At 71.1% G+C, this 19510-nt stretch carries 15 protein-coding genes; 7 read left to right on the plus strand and 8 right to left on the minus strand.

Annotated elements, in window-relative coordinates:
• Nucleotides 1–88: 88 nt before the first annotated feature.
• Both ACZ5U5_RS29850 and ACZ5U5_RS29855 read left to right on the plus strand, forming a co-directional pair.
• The gene (locus ACZ5U5_RS29850) at nucleotides 89–1588 is read left to right on the plus strand and encodes an amino acid permease (protein ID WP_469027649.1); all 1500 of its coding nucleotides are present in this window, start codon (nucleotides 89–91) and stop codon (nucleotides 1586–1588) included.
• A gap of 83 nt (nucleotides 1589–1671) precedes the next feature.
• Complete coding sequence (locus ACZ5U5_RS29855) at nucleotides 1672–3150, plus strand: ArnT family glycosyltransferase (protein ID WP_469027652.1); 1479 nt, start codon at nucleotides 1672–1674, stop codon at nucleotides 3148–3150.
• 623 nt (nucleotides 3151–3773) lie between these two features.
• On the opposite strand, the gene ACZ5U5_RS29860 is transcribed toward ACZ5U5_RS29855, so the two are convergent.
• Nucleotides 3774–4145 (minus strand): PIN domain-containing protein, encoded by a 372-nt coding sequence (locus ACZ5U5_RS29860; RefSeq protein WP_469027655.1) that lies wholly within the window; start codon nucleotides 4143–4145, stop codon nucleotides 3774–3776.
• 80 nt (nucleotides 4146–4225) lie between these two features.
• Between ACZ5U5_RS29860 and ACZ5U5_RS29865 the strand changes: the two genes are divergently transcribed.
• Nucleotides 4226–5347, plus strand: a complete 1122-nt coding sequence (locus tag ACZ5U5_RS29865) for a PLL family lectin (RefSeq protein WP_469027658.1) — start codon at nucleotides 4226–4228, stop codon at nucleotides 5345–5347.
• 67 nt (nucleotides 5348–5414) lie between these two features.
• Here ACZ5U5_RS29865 and ACZ5U5_RS29870 read toward each other — a convergent pair whose 3' ends face one another.
• The 5 genes from ACZ5U5_RS29870 to ACZ5U5_RS29890 all read right to left on the minus strand — a co-directional run bounded on the left by ACZ5U5_RS29870 (nucleotide 5415) and on the right by ACZ5U5_RS29890 (nucleotide 12982).
• A complete protein-coding gene (locus ACZ5U5_RS29870) occupies nucleotides 5415–7556 on the minus strand; it encodes a 3-hydroxyacyl-CoA dehydrogenase NAD-binding domain-containing protein (protein ID WP_469027660.1) in 2142 nt (713 codons plus the stop codon).
• On the minus strand, nucleotides 7553–8779 hold the full coding sequence (locus ACZ5U5_RS29875; protein ID WP_469027662.1) for a thiolase family protein: 1227 nt from the start codon (nucleotides 8777–8779) through the stop codon (nucleotides 7553–7555). The genes ACZ5U5_RS29870 and ACZ5U5_RS29875 overlap by 4 nt, the downstream gene beginning before the upstream one ends.
• 1251 nt (nucleotides 8780–10030) lie before the next feature.
• Entirely contained in the window at nucleotides 10031–11302 is a 1272-nt protein-coding gene (locus ACZ5U5_RS29880) for an HRDC domain-containing protein (protein WP_469027665.1), read from the minus strand.
• Between the two features lie 90 nt (nucleotides 11303–11392).
• Nucleotides 11393–12055 carry a response regulator transcription factor gene (locus ACZ5U5_RS29885; protein WP_160507754.1) on the minus strand — a complete coding sequence of 221 codons (663 nt, stop codon included), beginning with the start codon at nucleotides 12053–12055 and terminating at the stop codon, nucleotides 11393–11395.
• 258 nt (nucleotides 12056–12313) lie between these two features.
• The gene (locus ACZ5U5_RS29890) at nucleotides 12314–12982 is read right to left on the minus strand and encodes a DUF3000 domain-containing protein (protein ID WP_469027668.1); all 669 of its coding nucleotides are present in this window, start codon (nucleotides 12980–12982) and stop codon (nucleotides 12314–12316) included.
• Nucleotides 12983–13103: 121 nt separating this feature from the next.
• Here ACZ5U5_RS29890 and hemE point away from each other — a divergent pair, with 121 nt between their 5' ends.
• Nucleotides 13104–14174, plus strand: coding sequence for a uroporphyrinogen decarboxylase (gene hemE, locus ACZ5U5_RS29895; RefSeq protein ID WP_469027670.1), 1071 nt, complete (start codon nucleotides 13104–13106; stop codon nucleotides 14172–14174).
• Between the two features lie 97 nt (nucleotides 14175–14271).
• On the opposite strand, the gene ACZ5U5_RS29900 is transcribed toward hemE, so the two are convergent.
• Nucleotides 14272–15654, minus strand: a complete 1383-nt coding sequence (locus ACZ5U5_RS29900) for an FAD-dependent oxidoreductase (protein WP_469027673.1) — start codon at nucleotides 15652–15654, stop codon at nucleotides 14272–14274.
• 37 nt (nucleotides 15655–15691) lie between these two features.
• Entirely contained in the window at nucleotides 15692–16651 is a 960-nt protein-coding gene (locus tag ACZ5U5_RS29905; RefSeq protein ID WP_469027675.1) for a DUF4349 domain-containing protein, read from the minus strand.
• Between the two features lie 140 nt (nucleotides 16652–16791).
• Here ACZ5U5_RS29905 and hemG point away from each other — a divergent pair, with 140 nt between their 5' ends.
• The 3 genes from hemG (at nucleotide 16792) to ACZ5U5_RS29920 (ending at nucleotide 19503) form a co-directional block, all read left to right on the plus strand.
• Nucleotides 16792–18243 carry a protoporphyrinogen oxidase gene (hemG, locus tag ACZ5U5_RS29910; RefSeq protein WP_469027678.1) on the plus strand — a complete coding sequence of 484 codons (1452 nt, stop codon included), beginning with the start codon at nucleotides 16792–16794 and terminating at the stop codon, nucleotides 18241–18243.
• Between the two features lie 4 nt (nucleotides 18244–18247).
• Entirely contained in the window at nucleotides 18248–18967 is a 720-nt protein-coding gene (gene hemQ, locus ACZ5U5_RS29915) for a hydrogen peroxide-dependent heme synthase (RefSeq protein ID WP_363209842.1), read from the plus strand.
• A gap of 161 nt (nucleotides 18968–19128) precedes the next feature.
• Entirely contained in the window at nucleotides 19129–19503 is a 375-nt protein-coding gene (locus tag ACZ5U5_RS29920) for an RNHCP domain-containing protein (protein WP_249587133.1), read from the plus strand.
• The last annotated feature ends 7 nt before the right edge of the window (nucleotides 19504–19510 follow it).

Here is a 19510-nt window from a genome sequence, read left to right on the forward strand (position 1 = left end):
CCCATTCGCGTGAATAGGCTCGCGCCGACGCCTACGGGGTACTCGCCCTCTCGATCATGTCGAGGACGACAAGCGTGGAGGTACGTCCGTGGCAAGCAGCCTATTCAGAACGAAGAGCATCGAGCAGTCCATCCAGGACACCGAGGAGCCGGAGCACGCGCTCAAGAAGTCGCTGTCCGCCCTCGACCTCACGGTCTTCGGTGTCGGCGTCGTCATCGGCACCGGCATCTTCGTCCTGACCGGGGCGGTGGCCAAGGAGACCGCGGGTCCCGCCACAGCGATCGCCTTCGCCGTCGCCGGTGTCGTCTGCGCCCTCGCGGCGCTCTGCTACGCGGAGTTCGCCTCCACCGTGCCGGTGGCGGGATCGGCGTACACCTTCTCGTACGCCTCGCTCGGCGAGCTGCCCGCCTGGACCATCGGCTGGGACCTGGTGCTCGAATTCGCGCTCGGCACGGCGGTGGTCGCCGTCGGCTGGTCCGGCTATGTGCGCTCGCTGATGGACAACGCGGGCTGGGAGCTGCCCGCGGCGCTCTCCGGGCCCGATGCCGCCGACGGCTTCAGCTTCGACATCCTCGCCACCGCGCTGGTGCTCGTCCTGACGGTCGTCCTGGTCCTCGGGATGAAGCTCTCCGCGCGCGTCACCACGGTCATCGTCGCCATCAAGGTGGCCGTCGTCCTGATCGTCATCATCGCGGGCGCCTTCTTCATCGACACGGACAACTACAAGCCGTTCATCCCCAAGGCGCAGGAAGTGCCCGCGGGCAACAGCATCGATTCCCCGCTCATCCAGCTGATGTTCGGGTACGCGCCCACCAACTTCGGTGTCCTCGGCATCTTCACGGCCGCCTCGATCGTCTTCTTCGCCTTCATCGGCTTCGACATCGTGGCCACCGCCGCCGAGGAGACCAAGCTGCCCCAGCGGGACATGCCGCGCGGCATCCTCGGGTCGCTCCTCATCTGCACGGTCCTGTACGTCGCCGTGTCGATCGTCGTCACGGGCATGCAGCACTACAGCGAACTGTCCGTGGACGCCCCGCTCGCCGACGCCTTCAAGGCCACCGGGCATCCCTTCTACGGGGGCGTGATCAGCTTCGGTGCCGCCGTCGGCCTCACCACCGTCTGCATGATCCTGCTGCTCGGCCAGACCCGCGTCTTCTTCGCGATGAGCCGCGACGGACTGCTGCCCCGGTTCTTCTCCCACGTCCACCCGAAGTACCGCACGCCGCACCGCCCGACCATCCTGCTCGGTGTCCTCATCGCGATCCTGGCGGGCTTCACCAGCCTCGACGAACTCGCCGAGCTGGTGAACATCGGAACGCTCTTCGCCTTCGTCGTGGTCGCCCTGAGCGTCATCATCCTGCGCCGCACCCGGCCCGACCTGCCCCGCGCCTTCCGCACCCCGCTGGTGCCGCTGGTACCCATCCTGTCGGTGGCGGCCTCGGTGTGGCTGATGCTGAACCTGCCCGCCGAGACCTGGCTGCGGTTCGGCATCTGGATGGCGCTCGGTTTCGTCGTGTACTTCGTGTACGGGCGCACGCACAGCCGGCTCGGCCGGGCGGGCAAGCAGCAGACCGGTGACGTCCGGTAATCGCATCGGTCACTTCCGGTCAATCGTCCGGCCCCGTATGTCCCGATCCGATGGGAACTGCGGGGCCGGATAGCGTGCACCTCATGCTCGCCGAGCCCTCCGCATCACCACGCTCCGTACACGGGCCGCGGCTGCCACGCCCGCTTACGGAGCGAACCCCCGCGTCGTACTGGCCGCGGCTGCTGGCGCTCCTCGCCGCGCTGGCCTGCGTCACCCGTGCCCCGTCCTTCCGGTGGCCGCTGTGGAGCCCGGACGAGGGCTATCTCGCCGTCCAGGCAAGGATGTTGGCCGATGGGGGAGAGCTCTATGAAACGGTCGTCGACCGTAAGCCGCCGCTCGTCCCCTGGCTGTACGAGGCGGCGTTCGCGCTCTTCGGCGACGCGACGCTGCTCCCGCTGAAGGTGCTCGCGGTCGCGGCCCAGCTCCTGACCGCCGTCCTCCTCGTCTGCGTCGCGAGGCGCCGCTGGGGCGACGGCGCGGGGCGCACGGCAGGCGTGCTCTACCTTCTCGTCTCGGTCGGCCTGAACCCCGAGGACGTCCAGGCGGCCACCTTCGAGGTCTTCATGCTGCCGTGCACCGCGGCCGCCCTCTGGTGCGCGGACCGGCGCCGGTGGGGCGCGGCGGGCGCCGCGGTGGCCTGCGCGTTCCTGGTCAAGCAGACCGGGGGAGCGGTCCTGGTGCCGGTGGCGTGGCTGCTGTGGCAAGCGGGCGGCGCCCGAAGGGACGTGCTGCGCCTCGGGGCCGGGCTGTGCGGGCCGGTCCTCGCGGTGGCCGCGGTCACGAGTCCCGCGGGGTTCCTGTTCTGGACGGTGACGGGCTCGGGGGCGTACGCCTCCTTCACCGGCTCCGAACTCCACGTGCTCTTCAGGGGGTTGACCAACGCGGCGATCCTCGCGGCGGCCTGCGTCGGGATCATCCCGCCCGTCGTACGGGTCCTGCGCATCGCCCGCACCGGCTCGACGGAACTGTGGCTCTGGCTCGCCTCATCGGCGGGAGCCGTCCTCGTCGGGTTCCACTTCTTCGGCCACTACTACCTGCAACTGACGCCGCCGCTGGCCCTGTTGGGTACGGCGGCGCTCCAGATCCTGCCCCGTGAGCGCACGTGGACGGCGCTCTCGGTCTCGGCGGGGGCGTGCGCGCTCTTCCTGACCTGGGGGATGCTGGCGCCGCGCCCCGAACTGGCGCACGCCACGCGCCTTGCGGAGAGCGTCCGGGCGTTGACATCACCGCAGGACAAGGTGCTGTTCTGGGGGATACACCCGGAGGCGTACTGGCTCGCCGACCGCCCTCCCGCGAGCCGCTACCTCACGGCGGGGCTGCTCACCAACTACAGCGGGGGCAGGAACGGTCCGCAGGTGGGCGAGAGATACGCGGTCGACGGCACCTGGAAGATCTTCCGCCGGGAACTGACCGAGCACCCACCGGCGATCATCGTCGACGACTCCCGAGGCAAGCCGTTCACCCCGTCGCGGGTGCCGTCACTGCAACGAATCCTCGCCGTCGGGTACGAGCCGGTGGCGCGGGTGGGGGGAGCGGTGGTGTACGCACGCGTCGAGCGGTGAGGGGAACGCGGGACCGCCGGACGGGAACCCCCCGATAGGCCGCCACCCTGCGCCTGCCGACGCCGCGGACCGCTCCCGCCCCCGTGCGGCGCACCCCGGACCAGCCGCACGAGAGCCAAGTACCCCACCAGAACCTGAGCGCGCGGCCCCGCGCCTGGCGGCTGGGCCGAGCCGCGGAGGGGTCAGCTGCCGCGTACCGTCCGGGGGGCGGCGGACTTCGCGCCCGACTGGCCGACCCCCTGCGGGGCAGCCGTACGAGAACCACCGGACCCCACCAGAACCTGAGCGCGTGGCCCCACGCCTGGCGGCCTGCCCGAGCCGCGGAGGGGTTAGCTGCCGTGTACCGTCCGGGGGGCCCACAGACTTCGCACCCGACGCGCCGACCCCCGGCGGGTCTGCCGTACGAGAACCACGTACTCCACCAGGACCTGAGCGCGCCGCCCCGCGCCTGGCGGCCTGCCCGAGCCGGGAAGGGGGCAGCTGCCGCGTACCGTCCGGGGGCCCACGGACTTCGCGCCCGACTGGCCGACCCCCTGCGGGGCAGCCGTACGAGAACCACCGGACCCCACCAGAACCTGAGCGCGCCGCCCCGCGCCTCGCGGCCTGCCCGAGCCGCGGAGGGGTCAGCTGTCGCGTACCGTCCGGGGGCCCACGGACTCCGCGCCCGACTCGCCGACCCTGCGGCGCAGCTCGCGGTCGGCCGTGACCACCACGCACGGGCGGTCCGCGGCCTCGGCGGCCAGTTCCACGAGGCGGTCGTCGCCGCTGCCGGGTGCGGAGACCACCCGTACGCCCTCGACCGACTCGACACCCCGGGCGGCGCCCTCGACGACGAGCACGACGTCCAGCGGGCCCGGATGCCCCGCGATGCCCTCGTCGGCGTACGCCACGAGCCTGTCCCGGAGCCGCTCGGCGGCCCCGCGCCGGTCGTGCCACCAGCCGTCGGGGACCGAACCGACGACGTTGGCGGCGTCGACGAGGAGCAGAGTTCTCATGGGGCCACCCTGGCACACCGCAAACGTAGACTGATCGAGCCGGAGAAAACGCCCGCCCACAGGAAGGTCCGCGCCGAGTCATGCCGCAGAGGTCCGCCCCCAGGCCCGAGCGGGAATCCTCCCGCCCGACGGCCGCCGTCGCCGGCCACGTGGCGAGCGGCACCCTCGCCACCGCCCGCTGGCTGCTGCGCGGCAAGGACGGCAGGCTCACCGCCTACGCCCGCTCGGCGGACGGCCTGCTGCGCTGGACGGAGACCCGCCCCGGCGGCCCCGACTGGACGGGCCCCGACCTCTTCGAGACGCCGCACCTGACCCACCTGACCCTGTCACAAGGCGCCGACGGGTACGTCCACTTCGTCGCCCTGCGCAAGCTGCCCAAGGACGGCGGCGGCACGGAGGTGGACGTCGTGCACGCCGTCCAGTACCAGTCGGGCCGCCCGCTCATGGACTGGCGCTCCCTCGGCAACCCGCACACCAAGATGGTCGAGCGCGCCCCGCACCTTGGCGCCCCGACCGCCGCGGTGGACGCCTCCGGCACGGTCCACGTCTTCGTGCGCGACGCGGTGAACAGCGTCCGGCTGCGGCGCGAGGGCAAGGGCGGCAAGTGGGAGGGCTGGAAGGACTTCAAGGTCCGCGAGGTCCTTGACGGCATCACCGCGCTCGCCACCTCCACCGGCCGGGTGGAGGTCTTCGGCCCGGCCGAGAACAAGACGCTGCACTGGACCCAGGAGAAGCAGGGCGCCGAGTTCCAGCGCACCGACGACATCCCGCTGCCCCCGGCCCCCGGCTCGGGCACGGCCCTGGAGACGGCCCCGGATCGCCTCACGTACTACGCCACCGACGTCCGCGGCAGAGGAGTCCTCGCCCACCGCTCGGACAACGAGGACGCGCGACCGCTCGGCGGAGCTCCGGAGACAGGCCCCACGGCCGCCCTGCGCGCGACGATAGAGGGCCACGACTGCACGGTCCTCGCCCACCGGGGCGCCGACGGCCGCCCGGTCATCGCGGCCTACCCCACCCAGGACGAGCAGGCGGGCGCCTGGTGGGCCGCCACCGGTGAACCCTGCCTGGGCTCCCCGGCGTTGGCGCTTGACGCGCAGGGCCGCGTGGTCATGGCGACCATCGGCCTCGACGGCACGCTTCGCCTCGCGCGGCAGAAAGCGGAGTCGGGGCTCGCGCTGGAAGCGTGGACGCGGGTCTGAGGGACGGAGAACGGGCGATGCCCGGCCGTCCTTTCGGGCGGCCGGGCATCGCCCGTATGCGGAGGTACTACGCGGGAACGCTGGCCACGCCCTGCGCCAGGAACCGCTTGCCGGTGACACGCTCGCTGACACCCTCACGGTCCAGGTACGGCGTGATGCCGCCCAGGTGGAAGGGCCAGCCGGCGCCGGTGATCAGGCACAGGTCGATGTCCTGCGCCTCGGCGACGACACCCTCGTCGAGCATCAGGCCGATCTCCTGCGCCACGGCGTCGAGCACGCGGTCGCGGGTCTGCTCCTCGGTCAGGACGGTGTCGCCCTGCTTGAGGAGCGCGGCGACCTCGGGGTCAAGCTCCGGCTTGCCGGAGTCGTAGACGTAGAAGCCGCGCTTGCCGGCCTTGACGACCGCCGCGAGGTTCGGCGAGACCGTGAAGCGCTCCGGGAAGGCGCGGTTCAGGGTCTCCGACACGTGCAGACCAATGGCCGGACCGACCAGCTCAAGGAGCACCAGCGGCGACATCGGCAGACCGAGCGGCTCGACGGCCTTCTCGGCGACGGCGACCGGGGTGCCCTCGTCGATGACGTTTTGGATCTCGCCCATGAAGCGGGTGAGGATGCGGTTCACGACGAACGCCGGGGCGTCCTTCACCAGGACCGCGGTCTTCTTCAGCTTCTTGGCGACACCGAAGGCCGTGGCCAGCGAGGCGTCGTCCGTCTGCTCGCCGCGCACGATCTCCAGGAGCGGAAGGATCGCGACGGGGTTGAAGAAGTGGAAGCCGACGACCCGCTCGGGGTGCTTCAGCTTCGACGCCATCTCGGAGACCGAGAGCGAGGAGGTGTTGGTGGCGAGGATGGCGTGCGCCGGAGCGACGGCTTCCACCTCCGCGAACACCTGCTGCTTGACGCCGATCTCCTCGAAGACGGCCTCGATGATGAAGTCGGCGTCGGAGAAGCCCTCGGCCTTGTCGAGCACGCCGGAGACGAGCCCCTTCAGACGGTTGGCCTTGTCCTGGTTGACGCGGCCCTTGAGGAGAAGCTTGTCGATCTCCTCATGGACGTAACCGACACCCTTGTCGACGCGCGCCTGGTCGATGTCGGTCAGCACGACCGGCACCTCAAGACGGCGCAGGAAGAGCAGCGCCAGCTGCGAGGCCATCAGACCGGCGCCGACGACGCCGACCTTGGTGACCGGACGCGCCAGGTTCTTGTCCGGGGCACCCGCCGGGCGCTTGGCGCGCTTCTGGACGAGGTTGAACGCGTAGATGCCGCTGCGCAGTTCGCCACCCATGATGAGGTCGGCGAGCGCGACGTCCTCCGCGTCGAAGCCCTTCTGCAGATCGCCGTCCTTGGCGGCCGCGATGATCTCCAGGGCGCGGTAGGCGGCCGGGGCGGCGCCGTGCACCTTGGAGTCCGCGATGCCACGGCCACGCGCCACAGCGGCGTCCCAGGCCTCGCCGCGGTCGATCTCGGGACGGACGACCTCGACCGAGCCGTTGAGGACGGAGGCCGTCCAGATCAGCGACTGCTCCAGGAAGTCAGCGCCCTCGAAGAGCGCGTCGGCGATGCCGAGCTCGAAGACCTGCTTGCCCTTGAGCTGACGGTTCTGGTTGAGCGAGTTCTCGATGATGACCGAGACCGCGCGGTCCGCACCGATGAGGTTCGGAAGCAGCGCGCAGCCGCCCCAGCCCGGTACGAGACCGAGGAAGACCTCGGGCAGCGAGAAGGCGGGCAGCGCCTTGGAGACGGTGCGGTACGAGCAGTGCAGACCGACCTCGACACCGCCGCCCATCGCGGCACCGTTGTAGTACGCGAAGGAGGGAACAGCGAGCCCGGAGAGCCGCTTGAAGACCTCGTGCCCACCCTTGCCGATGGCGAGCGCGTCCTCGTGCCGCTTGAGGATCTCGACGCCCTTGAGGTCGGCGCCGACGGCGAAGATGAACGGCTTGCCGGTGACACCGACACCGACGATCGTGCCCTCGGCCGCCTCCTTCTCGACCTGGTCGATCGCGGCGTTCAGGTTCGCGAGCGAGCCGGGGCCGAAGGTGGTCGGCTTCGTGTGGTCGAAGCCGTTGTCGAGCGTGATGAGCGCGAAGCGCCCGGCGCCCGCGGGCAGGTCGAGGTGGCGCACGTGCGCCTGCGTGACGACCTCGTCCGGGAACAGCTCGGCCGCGCCCTTCAGAAGCTCCGTGGTGGAGCTGGTGGAGCTGCTCACTTGTCGCCTCCGGCGTCCTTGTGGTTCGGGTTCTCCCAGATGACGGTGGCGCCCATGCCGAAGCCGACGCACATCGTCGTCAGGCCGTAGCGGACGTCCGGCTGCTCCTCGAACTGCCGCGCCAGCTGCGTCATCAGACGCACGCCGGAGGAGGCGAGGGGGTGGCCGTACGCGATGGCACCGCCGTACTGGTTCACGCGCGTGTCGTCGTCCGCGATGCCGTAGTGCTCCAGGAAGGCGAGCACCTGCACGGCGAAGGCTTCATTGATCTCGAAGAGACCGATGTCGGAGATGGAGAGACCGGCCTGACCGAGCGCCTTCTCGGTGGCAGGGATGGGTCCATAACCCATCACCTCGGGCTCGACACCAGCGAAGGAGTACGAGACAAGCCGCATCTTGACCGGGAGGTTGTTCTCCCGGGCGAAGTCCTCGGAGGCGATGATCGACGCGGTGGCGCCGTCGTTGAGGCCCGCGGCGTTACCGGCGGTGACGCGACCGTGCGTACGGAACGGCGTCTTGAGGCCGGCAAGGCTCTCGAGCGTCGTCCCCGGCCGCATCGGCTCATCGGCGGTGGCGAGCCCCCACCCGGTCTCACCGGCTTCCTCGTTGGTCCGCCGTACGGAGACGGGCACGAGGTCCTGCTGGATCTTGCCGTTGGCGTACGCCTTGGCGGCCTTCTCCTGCGAGCGCACGGCGTACTCGTCAGCACGCTGCTTGGTGATCGTGGGATACCGGTCGTGCAGGTTCTCGGCGGTCATGCCCATGAAGAGGGCGGACTCGTCGACGAGCTTCTCGCTCACGAACCGGGGGTTCGGGTCGACGCCCTCGCCCATGGGGTGGCGGCCCATGTGCTCGACGCCACCGGCGATGACGGCGTCGTACGCGCCGAACGCGATGGAGCCGGCGGTGGCCGTGACGGCGGTGAGCGCGCCCGCACACATGCGGTCGATGGAGTATCCGGGCACGGACTGCGGAAGCCCGGCCAAGATCCCCGCCGTGCGGCCCAGCGTCAGACCCTGGTCGCCGATCTGTGTGGTCGCGGCGATGGCGACCTCGTCGATCTTGGCGGGGTCGAGGGCCGGGTTGCGGCGAAGGAGCTCCCGGATGGCCTTCACGATGAGGTCATCCGCACGGGTCTCGTGGTAGATGCCCTTCGGGCCCGCCTTGCCGAACGGGGTGCGGACGCCATCAACGAAGACGACGTCCCTGACGGTACGAGGCACGATGGCTCTCCTCCAGGGTGCGGGTGCGCCAGCCGGCGCGCTTCCGGTTCCATGCTACTTGCCGGTAACTATGCGGCCAAGAGCTGCCGCGCGCTGCTACGGGGTTGCGAAGGTCACACTTGGGGTGGCCTTGCTGGGTCGGGGGCTTTGCTGCGTACCGGGGCCATCCGGTTGTCGCGAGGTTGGTGGTTCCGGTCCGGGAGTCAAGGGCGCTCCGCTGCGCTACGCGTCGGCTACGCCGATTCCGCTGCGCTCCACCCTTGACACCCGCCCCTCCACCACGCGAGGGAAGACGCCCGGACGGCCCAGGGGCGGGACTCTCGACCACTGCCGTCACCTTCTTGGGGTTTCCGTGCCGGGTGCGGACTGGTTCGTCGAGGGCACCCGGCAGCGGGTGGGGTGCGCGGCACGTGTGGGAAGGGAGCCCGGTCTCGTCAAGCGTCTACCGGCCGGATCTTCCGGGGTGACCGGGAGGGGGAGATGTGCGTGGGGTGTCAGGGAGGGGGAGACGTGCGCGGGGGGTCAGGGAGGGGGAGACGTGCGCGGGGGCCTTCGGGAAGCGCTGGGAGGTGTGCTTGGGCTCGGTGGAGTGCCCGGTGCAAGAAAATCCCGCTTCATCACAAGCAGGGGCGGGATCTGCGGGACTTTTCTGCACCCCTGCACTCCCGCACTCCCGCACTCCGCGTGATGGTGGCGCTGTGCTGCGCGCACCTACTTGGCAAAGTTGTGTTCTGGGGGTTGGGGGGGCGTGCGCGTTGCCCGATGCGCCTTGTCGGAAATAGGTGCCGGACCCCCCACCGGCCGGCCCCCCCACCGGCCGGAGCGCGCCCGGCTGCTCACCTCACCCCTCCCCCTACCTCGCCCCTCCCGTCCACCCCGGAGATCCGGTCGGCAGACGCTTGACGAGACCGGGCCCACTTCCCGAACGAGCCGCGCACCCCACCCGCTGCCGGCCGCCCCCGACGAACTAGTCCGCACCCGGCAGGAAACCTGCACGGCCCCCAGGAGTCCCCGAGAGTCCCGCCCCTGGGCCGTCCGGTCGTCTTCCCTCGCGTGGTGGAGGGACGGGTGTCAAGGGTGGAGCGCAGCGGAATCGGCGCAGCCGACGCGTAGCGCAGCGGAGCGCCCTTGACTCCCGGCCCGGAACCACCAACCTCGCGACAACCGGATGGCCCCGGTACGCAGCAAAGCCCCCGACCCACCAAGGCCACCCTGCCCCGCCCCAGCAAGGCCACCCCTCTCGCGCCCCGGCTACTCCGCGGTAAGCGCAGTCACCAGCGCCGGAGTCACCTGCGTGATCTGCCAGCGCCGTGCCCCGTGCGAGGCCAGCGCGGCCGTCACCGACTCCGCGTCCACCTGAGCCGGCGGCTCCCAGCAGACCCTTCGTACCGTGTCCGGAGTGATCAGGTTCTCCTGAGGCATGTTCAGCTCCTCGGCCAGCGCCGAGACCGCCGCGCGCGCCGCGGAGAGGCGAGCCGCGGCGGCCGGGTCGCGGTCCGCCCAGGAGCGGGGCGGCGGTGGCCCGGAGACGGCCGCTCCGGGCTGCGGAAGCTCGGAGTCGGGCAGGGCTCTGGCCCGGTCCACGGCGGCCTGCCACTGCTCCAGCTGGCGTCGCCCCATGCGGTGCCCGAAGCCGGTGAGCCCGGAGAGCGCGTGCACGTTGGGCGGCAGACCAAGCGCCGCCTCCACGATCGCCCCGTCACTGAGCACCTTGCCCGGGGACACGTCACGCCGTTGCGCGACGCGATCACGCGCGGTCCAGAGTTCCCGTACGACCGCCATCTGGCGACGGCGCCGTACCTTGTGCATGCCCGACGTACGCCGCCAGGGATCGACCCGCGGCGGCGCCGGCGGCGCGGAGGAGATCGCGTCGAACTCCTCGCGGGCCCACTCCAGCTTGCCCTGCCGGTCGAGCTCCTTCTCCAGCGCGTCGCGCAGGTCCACGAGCAGCTCGACGTCCAGCGCCGCGTAGCGAAGCCAGGGGTCGGGCAGCGGGCGTGTCGACCAGTCGACCGCCGAGTGGCCCTTCTCCAGGACGAAGCCGAGTACGCCCTCGACCATCGCGCCGAGGCCGACCCGGGGGAATCCCGCGAGGCGCCCCGCAAGCTCCGTGTCGAAGATGCTGGTGGGGATCATGCCTATTTCGCGGAGGCAGGGAAGATCCTGCGTGGCCGCGTGGAGGACCCACTCGGCTCCGGAGATCGCCTCGCCGAGCCCGGAGAGGTCGGGGCAGGCGACGGGGTCGATGAGGGTGCTGCCCGCGCCTTCGCGGCGCAGCTGCACGAGGTAGGCACGCTGGCCGTACCGATAGCCGGACGCGCGTTCGGCGTCCACGGCCACGGGGCCACTGCCTGCCGCGAACGCGGCGATCACCTCGGCGAGGGCGGTCTCGTCGGCGACCACCGGGGGGATGCCATCACGCGGCTCGTCCAAAGGGATCGGCGCCGTTTCGACGTCGTCCGGAGGGCCGCCTCCGGTGGTTCGCAGTGAGCTGTCTGCTGCGGTCTCTTGGGCGTCGGTCACCTGTCAAGGGTATCTGTGTATGCACAGCACCCGTCGACGGAACGTTCCGTCGACGGGCGCGCGAGGGGTGTAAATGAGTCAGTGAGTGACTCAGTGGATGATTCCGGTGCGCAGGGCCACCGCCACCATCCCGGCGCGGTCACCCGTGCCGAGCTTGCGCGCGATGCGGGCGAGGTGGCTCTTCACGGTCAGGGCGGAGAGCCCCATCGAGACACCGATGGCCTTGTTCGACTGACCCTCCGCGACGAGGCGGAGAACCTCCACCTCACGGCCGGACAGCTCACGGTAGCCACCGGGGTGGCTGGGTGCGCCCGGCGGGCGGCGGTGCATTCGGGCGGCGGCCGAGCCGATGGGCGCGGCGCCGGGGCGGGTGGGGAGACCGACGTTGTTGCGGGTGCCGGTGACGACGTAGCCCTTGACGCCGCCCGCGAGGGCGTTGCGTACGGCACCGATGTCATCGGCGGCGGAGAGGGCGAGGCCGTTCGGCCAGCCCGCCGCGCGGGTTTCCGAGAGGAGCGTCAGGCCGGAGCCGTCGGGGAGGTGGACGTCTGCGACGCAGATGTCACGGGGGTTGCCGATGCGGGGACGAGCCTCCGCGATCGACGAGGCCTCGATCACGTCGCGTACACCGAGGGCCCACAGGTGGCGGGTGACGGTGGAGCGGACGCGCGGGTCGGCCACGACGACCATGGCGGTCGGCTTGTTCGGGCGGTAGGCGACCAGGCTTGCGGGCTGCTCGAGGAGAACGGACACCAGGCCTCCTGGGGTGCGGGACTGAACCGGCTCGGGGGTGAAGCCGGGACGAACCGTGCTTTCAAGGTCACCAACCTCTTCGGCATCAAACCCGCCCGCCTTTAGAGAATGATCACGATTTGGTGAGTAACAATTCGGGCGATTCGGACATGCGATCGATCATCCGAAGATCAACCCGAATCGCAGTCGTTCAAAATCGATCGCTCATCCGCATGCGTGATCGCCCCCGTGCATCCCCCGCGCCAGCCCCGCCACCCCTCACGGCGTCTGCGGCCCCCGTCGCTGGGGCAGCGACACCACCGAGCCGTCACCGCCCTGCCCCTGGTTCACCGGCGGCAGCCCCGCGATCTGGCAGAGCAGATCGCACCACGCCGCGAGATGCGCCGCCGTGTCCGGCACCCCGCCGTGCCCCTCGCGCGGCGTCCAGGACGCCCGGATCTCGATCTGCGACGCGGGCGGCCGCTCGGCGAGCCCGCCGAAGTAGTGCGAGCCCGCACGCGTGACGGTGCCGCTCGGCTCCCCGCAGGCCAGACCGCGCGCCTGCAGCGCACCCGTCAGCCAGGACCAGCAGACCTCGGGGAGCAGCGGGTCCGCCGCCATCTCCGGTTCCAGCTCCGCGCGGACGAGCGTGACGAGGCGGAAGGTGCCCTGCCATGCGTCGTGTCCCGCCGGATCGTGCAGCAGGACGAGCCGGCCGTCCGCCAGGTCCTCGTCGCCTTCGACCACCGCCGCCTCCAGGGCGTACGCATGCGGGGCGAGGCGCTGTGGCGGCCGCGTCGGGTCGATCTCGATCTCGGGCCGAAGCCGTGCCCCCCGCAGCGCGTCGACCGCCGCGCGAAAGGGCAACGGAGCCGAATCCGCCACCTTCCCCTCCGTACTTTCCATCTCGCCAGCGCCGTCCGACCGTTGTCCCTGAGCCGCAGCCATGCGGGGAAGATTAAGGGGAACGGCGGCTTCGCGCAGGGAGAGACACCCGTGAGGGGGGCCCCGGTCAAGCCAGGGTGTCCCTCCGGGCGGGGGGCGTGCGGGCCCGTGCGAGACTTTCCGCGTGAGTGCCAACAGCAGCAGCCCCGCGGGCCAGCAGAACGCAGCGACGTACGACTCAGCCTTCATGAAGGCCTGCAGGCGCGAGCCCGTGCCGCACACGCCGGTCTGGTTCATGCGGCAGGCGGGGCGCTCACTTCCCGAGTACCGCAAGGTGCGCGAGGGCACGGCCATGCTGGAGTCCTGCATGATGCCGGAGCTGGTCACGGAGATCACGTTGCAGCCGGTGCGCCGGCACAAGGTCGACGCCGCGATCTACTTCAGCGACATCGTGGTCCCCCTCAAGGCCATCGGCATCGACCTGGACATCAAGCCGGGCATCGGCCCGGTGGTCGCGAACCCCATCCGCTCGCGCGCCGACCTCGCCCAGCTGCGGGATCTGACGCCGGACGACGTGAGTTACGTGACCGAGGCGATGGGCATGCTGACGGCCGAGCTGGGGTCGACCCCGCTCATCGGATTCGCCGGGGCGCCTTTCACTCTCGCGAGTTACCTGGTCGAGGGCGGTCCGAGCCGTAACCACGAGAACACCAAGGCGCTCATGTACGGCGACCCGCAGCTGTGGGCCGACCTGCTCGACCGGCTCGCGGAGATCACCGGCGCCTTCCTCAAGGTGCAGATCGAGGCGGGCGCGAGCGCCGTGCAGCTCTTCGACTCGTGGGTGGGCGCGCTGGCCCCCGCCGACTACCGCCGCTCCGTGATGCCCGCGTCGCAGAAGGTCTTCGACGCCGTGGCCTCGTACGGCGTCCCGCGCATCCACTTCGGTGTCGGCACGGGCGAACTGCTCGGTCTGATGGGCGAGGCGGGCGCCGATGTGATGGGCGTCGACTGGCGCGTGCCGATGGACGAGGCCGTGCGGCGGGTCGGTCCCGGCAAGGCGCTGCAGGGCAACCTCGACCCGGCGGTCCTCTTCTCCACGCGGGAGGCGATCGAGACCAAGACGGACGAGGTCCTGGACGCTGCCGCGGGGCTCGAGGGGCACATCTTCAACCTCGGCCACGGTGTCCTGCCGACCACGGACCCCGACGCCCTGACGCGGCTCGTGGAGCATGTCCACACGCGGACCGCACGCTGACGAAGTCGTTTCGCGATTGGCTCGTAGTTGGCTGAAAATCTCGCCTGAATGTGAGGGGTGAGCCCGGCTCGGGACCAGCCCGGGCCCACCCGGCGGCCTACCCCGCCGCCCGCACCGCCGCGACCGCCTTGCGTGCCGCCACCAGAACCGGGTCCCACACCGGTGAGAACGGCGGCGCGTAGCCGAGGTCCAGCGCCGTCATCTGGTCGACCGTCATCCGGGCCGTCAGGGCCACGGCGGCGATGTCCACGCGCTTGCCCGCGCCCTCGCGGCCGACGATCTGGACGCCGAGCAGCCGTCCCGAGAGGCGCTCGGCGAGCATCTTCACGGTCATCACGGCCGCGCCGGGGTAATAGCCCGCGCGGCTCGTCGACTCGATGGTCACCGTCACAAACTGCAGTCCCGCCGCCCGCGCCTCCTTCTCGCGCAGACCGGTGCGGGCGATCTCCAGGTCGCAGACCTTGCTGACGGCCGTGCCGACGACACCGGGGAACGTCGCGTAACTGCCGCCCACGTTCGAGCCGATGACCTGGCCGTGCTTGTTGGCGTGGGTGCCGAGCGCGATGTGGCGCTCGCGGCCTGAGACCAGGTCGAGGACCTCGACGCAGTCGCCGCCCGCCCAGATGTTCTCGTGGCCCCGGACCCGCATCGCGAGATCCGTGAGCAGCCCGCCGTACGCACCGAGCGGAAGACCCGCCGCGCGGGCCAGCTCCGTCTCGGGGCGCACGCCGATGCCGAGCACCACCACGTCCGCCGGATACTCGGCGTCCTCCGTGGCCACTGCCCTGACCCGGCCGTCGTCACCGGTGAGGATCTTGGTGACCTCGGCGCCGTTCACCATCTCGATGCCCATGCCGGACATCGCGTCGTGGACGAGGCGGCCCATGTCCGGGTCGAGCGTCGACATCGGTTCCGCGCCGCGGTTGACGACCGTGACCTGGTACCGGCGCTGGATCAGGGCCTCGGCCATCTCGACGCCGATGTAACCGGCGCCGATGACGACCGCCCTGCGGCCCGGCGTGCTGGCCAGCGTGTCCAGGAGCGCCTGGCCGTCGTCCAGGGTCTGTACGCCGTGCACGCCGGGGGCGTCGATGCCGGGCAGGGAGGGGCGCACCGGCCGGGCGCCGGTGCCGATCACGAGCTTGTCGTACGCCGTCCAGGCCTCCACGCCGGACTCCAGGTCCCGCGTGCGGACCCGGGCGCCCTCGACGTCGATCTCCACGACCTCCGTACGCATCCGCAGGTCGATGTCGCGGGCCCGGTGCTCCTCGGGCGTACGCGCGATCAGCTCGTCCCGCGAGGGGACGTCACCGCCGACCCAGTAGGGGATGCCACACGCCGAGTACGACGTGAAGTGGCCGCGCTCGAACGCGACGATCTCCAGCTCCTCCGGGCCCTTGAGCCTGCGTGCCTGCGACGCGGCGGACATCCCCGCCGCGTCGCCCCCGATGATCACCAGTCGTTCTTTCGCGCTCCTCATACGGACACGCTACGACTCGGCGGCAGTTGACGGGCCGCTAGTCTTCGTCGCCCTTCCGCTCCGGGACCGCGGGAGCCGTCGCCGCAGCGGGCCGCCGCGAAAGCCGTGGCCGCACCAGGCGCTGCCACAGCAGGAACAGCAGGGCCGCCACCGCCACGAACGGCAGGATCGCGCCGAGGGCCACGGCCACCCAGCGCAGCATCGTCACGAAGGCACTCCAGCCGCCGGACAGCGCGTCCACGAACGTGGGGTCGTCGTCCGCGTCCGGCTTCTTCACCGCCGTCTCGCTGAGCGACAGCGTGATCGTGGACATGCTCGTACGGTCCTTGAGCGAGGACTGCCGGGCGAGCAGCGCCTCCAGCTCCGACTGACGGGAGCTCAACTCCCCTTCCAGGGTCACCACATCGCTCAGCTTCGTCGCCTTGTCCATCAGCTCCCGCACCCGCGCCACGCTCGCCCGCTGCGACTTGATCCGGCTCTCGACGTCGACGACCTGATCGGTGACGTCCTGCGCCTTGGCCTTGCGTTCGATCAGCTTGCCTGTCCCCTCCAGTGACGTCAGGACCTCGTCGTACCGGTCCTGCGGGACGCGCAGCACGACGCGGGAGCGCTCGTGGCCGCGGCCGTCGCGGTCCGTGGTCTCGTCGCCGAGGACGCCGCCCGCGTCGACGGCCACCGCGCGCGCCTCGTCCAGGGCCTTCGGCACGTCCTTGACGCGGACGGTCAGGGTGGCGGTGCGGATGATGTGGGTGCCGGTGAGCTCGGGGGGCTTCTTCTTGCCGGACTTGTCCTCCTGGCTGCCGCCGCCCACCCCCTTGTCGTCCTTGTTGCCGGACGCGTACGCGTCCTCGCGCGCGGCGCCCGCCGCCTTGTCGGTGTCGCCGCCGGAGTCGCCGCCCGCGGTGCACCCGGTGAGCGCGAGGGCGACGGCCAGCAGGAGGGCCGAGAGCGCCTGGGCCGTGCGGCGCCTTGACGTGCTTTCGCTGGACGCGTGCATCTCGACGTACCCCCGAGAGTCGTGGTGACTGATGCTCCTTTGACGCAGGGGAGGGGCAGAACGATGGTTGCCGACCGGTCCCGATGGGGTCACGGTCGGGACTCGCGCGACGCGTGGAGCACGACTCGTAGAGTGGAGGCATGCGCGAAACGGACACACGTACGGGTCATGTCGTAGTCATCGGCGGCGGGATCGCCGGACTGGCCGCCGCCCACCGATTGCTCGGCACCGGCGCCCGCGTGACCGTCCTGGAAGCCTCCGACCGGCTCGGCGGCAAGCTGCTCCCCGGCGAGATCGAGGGCGTACGCGTCGACCTCGGCGCCGAGTCGATGCTGGCCCGCCGCCCTGAGGCCGTCGCCCTCGCCCGCGAGGTGGGCCTCGCCGACCGGCTGCAGCCGCCCGCCACGGCGACCGCGGCGATCTGGACCCGCGGGGCCCTGCGGCCGATGCCCAAGGGTCACGTCATGGGCGTGCCCGGCGACGCGTCGGCGCTGGCCGGGGTGCTCTCCGACGAGGGTCTCCGGCGCATCGAGCAGGACCGTGACCTGCCGCCCACCGAGGTCGGGGACGACGTCGCGGTCGGTGAGTACGTGGCCGCGCGTCTCGGCCGCGAGGTCGTCGACCGCCTCGTGGAGCCGCTGCTCGGCGGCGTGTACGCGGGCGACGCCTACCGCATCTCGATGCGCTCGGCGGTCCCGCAGCTCTTCGAGGCCGCCCGCGCCCACGACTCCCTCACGGAGGGCGTCCGCGCCATCCAGGCCAGGGCCGCGCGGAACCAGCAGACCGGGCCCGTCTTCATGGGCATCGAGGGCGGCGTCGGCCAACTGCCGCTCGCCGTCGCGGAGTCGGTCCGCGCGCGGGGGGGTGAGATCCGCACCGGGGCGCCGGTCACCGAGCTGCGCCGCGCCGCTGAGGGCTGGCAGGTCGGCACGGGCGAGCAGACCATCGACGCCGACGCCGTGGTCGTCGCCGTGCCCGCGTACGCCGCCGCGGCGCTGCTCGGCGTCGAGGCACCCGCCGCCGCAGCCCAGCTCGCGGGCGTCGAGTACGCCTCCATGGCCCTGATGACCCTCGCCTACCGCCGCGGCGAGACCGACCTCCCCGAAGGCAGCGGTTTTCTCGTGCCGCCCGTCGACGGGCACACCATCAAGGCGTCCACCTTCGCGTCACGCAAGTGGGGCTGGATCGCCGAGGAAGACCCTGACCTCCTTGTGCTGCGTACGTCGGTGGGGCGCTACGGCGAGACGGAGATCCTCAAGCGCGAGGACGCCGAGCTCATCGAGCTGTCGCGGCACGACCTGCGCGCGGCCACCGGACTGGACGCCCAGCCCGTCGCCACTCGCGTCACCCGCTGGCACGACGGCCTGCCGCAGTACCCCGTCGGCCACCACGCACGCGTGGCCCGCATCCGCGAGCACGTGAGCAAGCTGCCCGGCCTCGCGGTGTGCGGAGCGGCGTACGACGGAGTGGGCATCCCCGCGTGCATCGCGAGCGCTTACGCGGCCGTCGACCAGCTGGGCGGTGACCTGGCCGGTGTGCAGGAGCTCACCGCCAACCCGGTGCAGAGTCTGCACGGCGGCGGAGGAGAATAGGGCCATGAGTGACGACGCCCCCGCCAAGAGCCCGAACGCGGGCAAGAAGGCCAAGGACCTCAACGAGGTCATCCGCTACACGCTGTGGTCCGTCTTCAAGCTGCGCGACCTGCTCCCCGAGGACCGGGCCGGCTACGCCGACGAGGTCCAGGAGCTGTTCGACCAGCTTGCCGCCAAGGACATCACCGTCCGCGGCACGTACGACGTGTCGGGCCTGCGCGCCGACGCCGACGTCATGATCTGGTGGCACGCCGAGACCTCCGACGAGCTGCAGGAGGCCTACAACCTCTTCCGGCGCACCAAGCTGGGCCGCGCCCTGGAGCCGGTCTGGTCGAACATGGCGCTGCACCGCCCCGCCGAGTTCAACAAGTCGCACATCCCGGCCTTCCTCGCCGACGAGACGCCGCGCAACTACATCAGCGTCTACCCCTTCGTGCGCTCCTACGACTGGTACCTGCTGCCCGACGAGGACCGTCGCCGCATGCTCAAGGACCACGGCATGATGGCCCGCGGCTACCCCGACGTGCGCGCCAACACCGTCGCCTCGTTCTCGCTCGGCGACTACGAGTGGATGCTCGCCTTCGAGGCGGACGAGCTGTACCGCATCGTCGACCTGATGCGGCACCTGCGTGCCTCCGAGGCCCGTATGCACGTCCGTGAAGAGGTGCCCTTCTACACCGGCCGCCGCAAGTCGGTGGCGGACCTCGTGGCGGGCCTCGCCTAGTTCATTCGGTGCGCTGTTAATTCGGTTGCCGCGCCCTGCCCGGTGCGGGTTTCATCGAGAGGTCGAAGCCAAGGACAGAGAGAACGGTGAATGTATGCCCAGGGCCCTGCGGAACAGCTCGGAGTCATCCCCTTCCGCAACGCTCAGGAGTCATCCTCACCATGTCCCGCAACACCTCCCGGCGGGCCCGCACTGAAGCGCGCGCCCAGTCCTTCCGCTGCCTGCAGTGCGGTCTCGACGTATCGATGACCGCCCCCGGCACCGACCACCGCAATCACTGTCCGAATTGTCTGTGGAGCCGTCACCTCGACGACACCCCGGGCGACCGGGACGCTGACTGCGGCGCCAGGATGGAGCCCCTCGCCATCTCCGTACGAGGAGACGGCGAGTGGGTCCTCGTCCACCGCTGCACGCACTGCGGTGTCCTGCACGCCAACCGCACGGCGGGCGACGACAACGCCCTGCCGCTGACCCGGCTCGCGGTGCGCCCGCTGGCCCAGCCGCCGTTCCCGCTGGAGCGGCTCAGCGCCCTGTAGCCGGCAC

The organism is Streptomyces sp. NPDC033177, assembly GCF_055577715.1.

Bases quoted from the DNA above. Each gene is read 5' to 3' on its own strand.
- ACZ5U5_RS29855 (WP_469027652.1), top strand. From the start codon at position 1,672: ATGCTCGCCGAGCCCTCCGCATCACCACGCTCCGTACACGGGCCGCGG.
- ACZ5U5_RS29860 (WP_469027655.1), bottom strand. From the start codon at position 4,145: ATGAGAACTCTGCTCCTCGTCGACGCCGCCAACGTCGTCGGTTCGGTC.
- ACZ5U5_RS29865 (WP_469027658.1), top strand. From the start codon at position 4,226: ATGCCGCAGAGGTCCGCCCCCAGGCCCGAGCGGGAATCCTCCCGCCCG.
- ACZ5U5_RS29890 (WP_469027668.1), bottom strand. From the start codon at position 12,982: ATGGCTGCGGCTCAGGGACAACGGTCGGACGGCGCTGGCGAGATGGAA.
- ACZ5U5_RS29900 (WP_469027673.1), bottom strand. From the start codon at position 15,654: ATGAGGAGCGCGAAAGAACGACTGGTGATCATCGGGGGCGACGCGGCG.
- ACZ5U5_RS29905 (WP_469027675.1), bottom strand. From the start codon at position 16,651: ATGCACGCGTCCAGCGAAAGCACGTCAAGGCGCCGCACGGCCCAGGCG.
- hemG (WP_469027678.1), top strand. From the start codon at position 16,792: ATGCGCGAAACGGACACACGTACGGGTCATGTCGTAGTCATCGGCGGC.
- hemQ (WP_363209842.1), top strand. From the start codon at position 18,248: ATGAGTGACGACGCCCCCGCCAAGAGCCCGAACGCGGGCAAGAAGGCC.
- ACZ5U5_RS29920 (WP_249587133.1), top strand. From the start codon at position 19,129: ATGTCCCGCAACACCTCCCGGCGGGCCCGCACTGAAGCGCGCGCCCAG.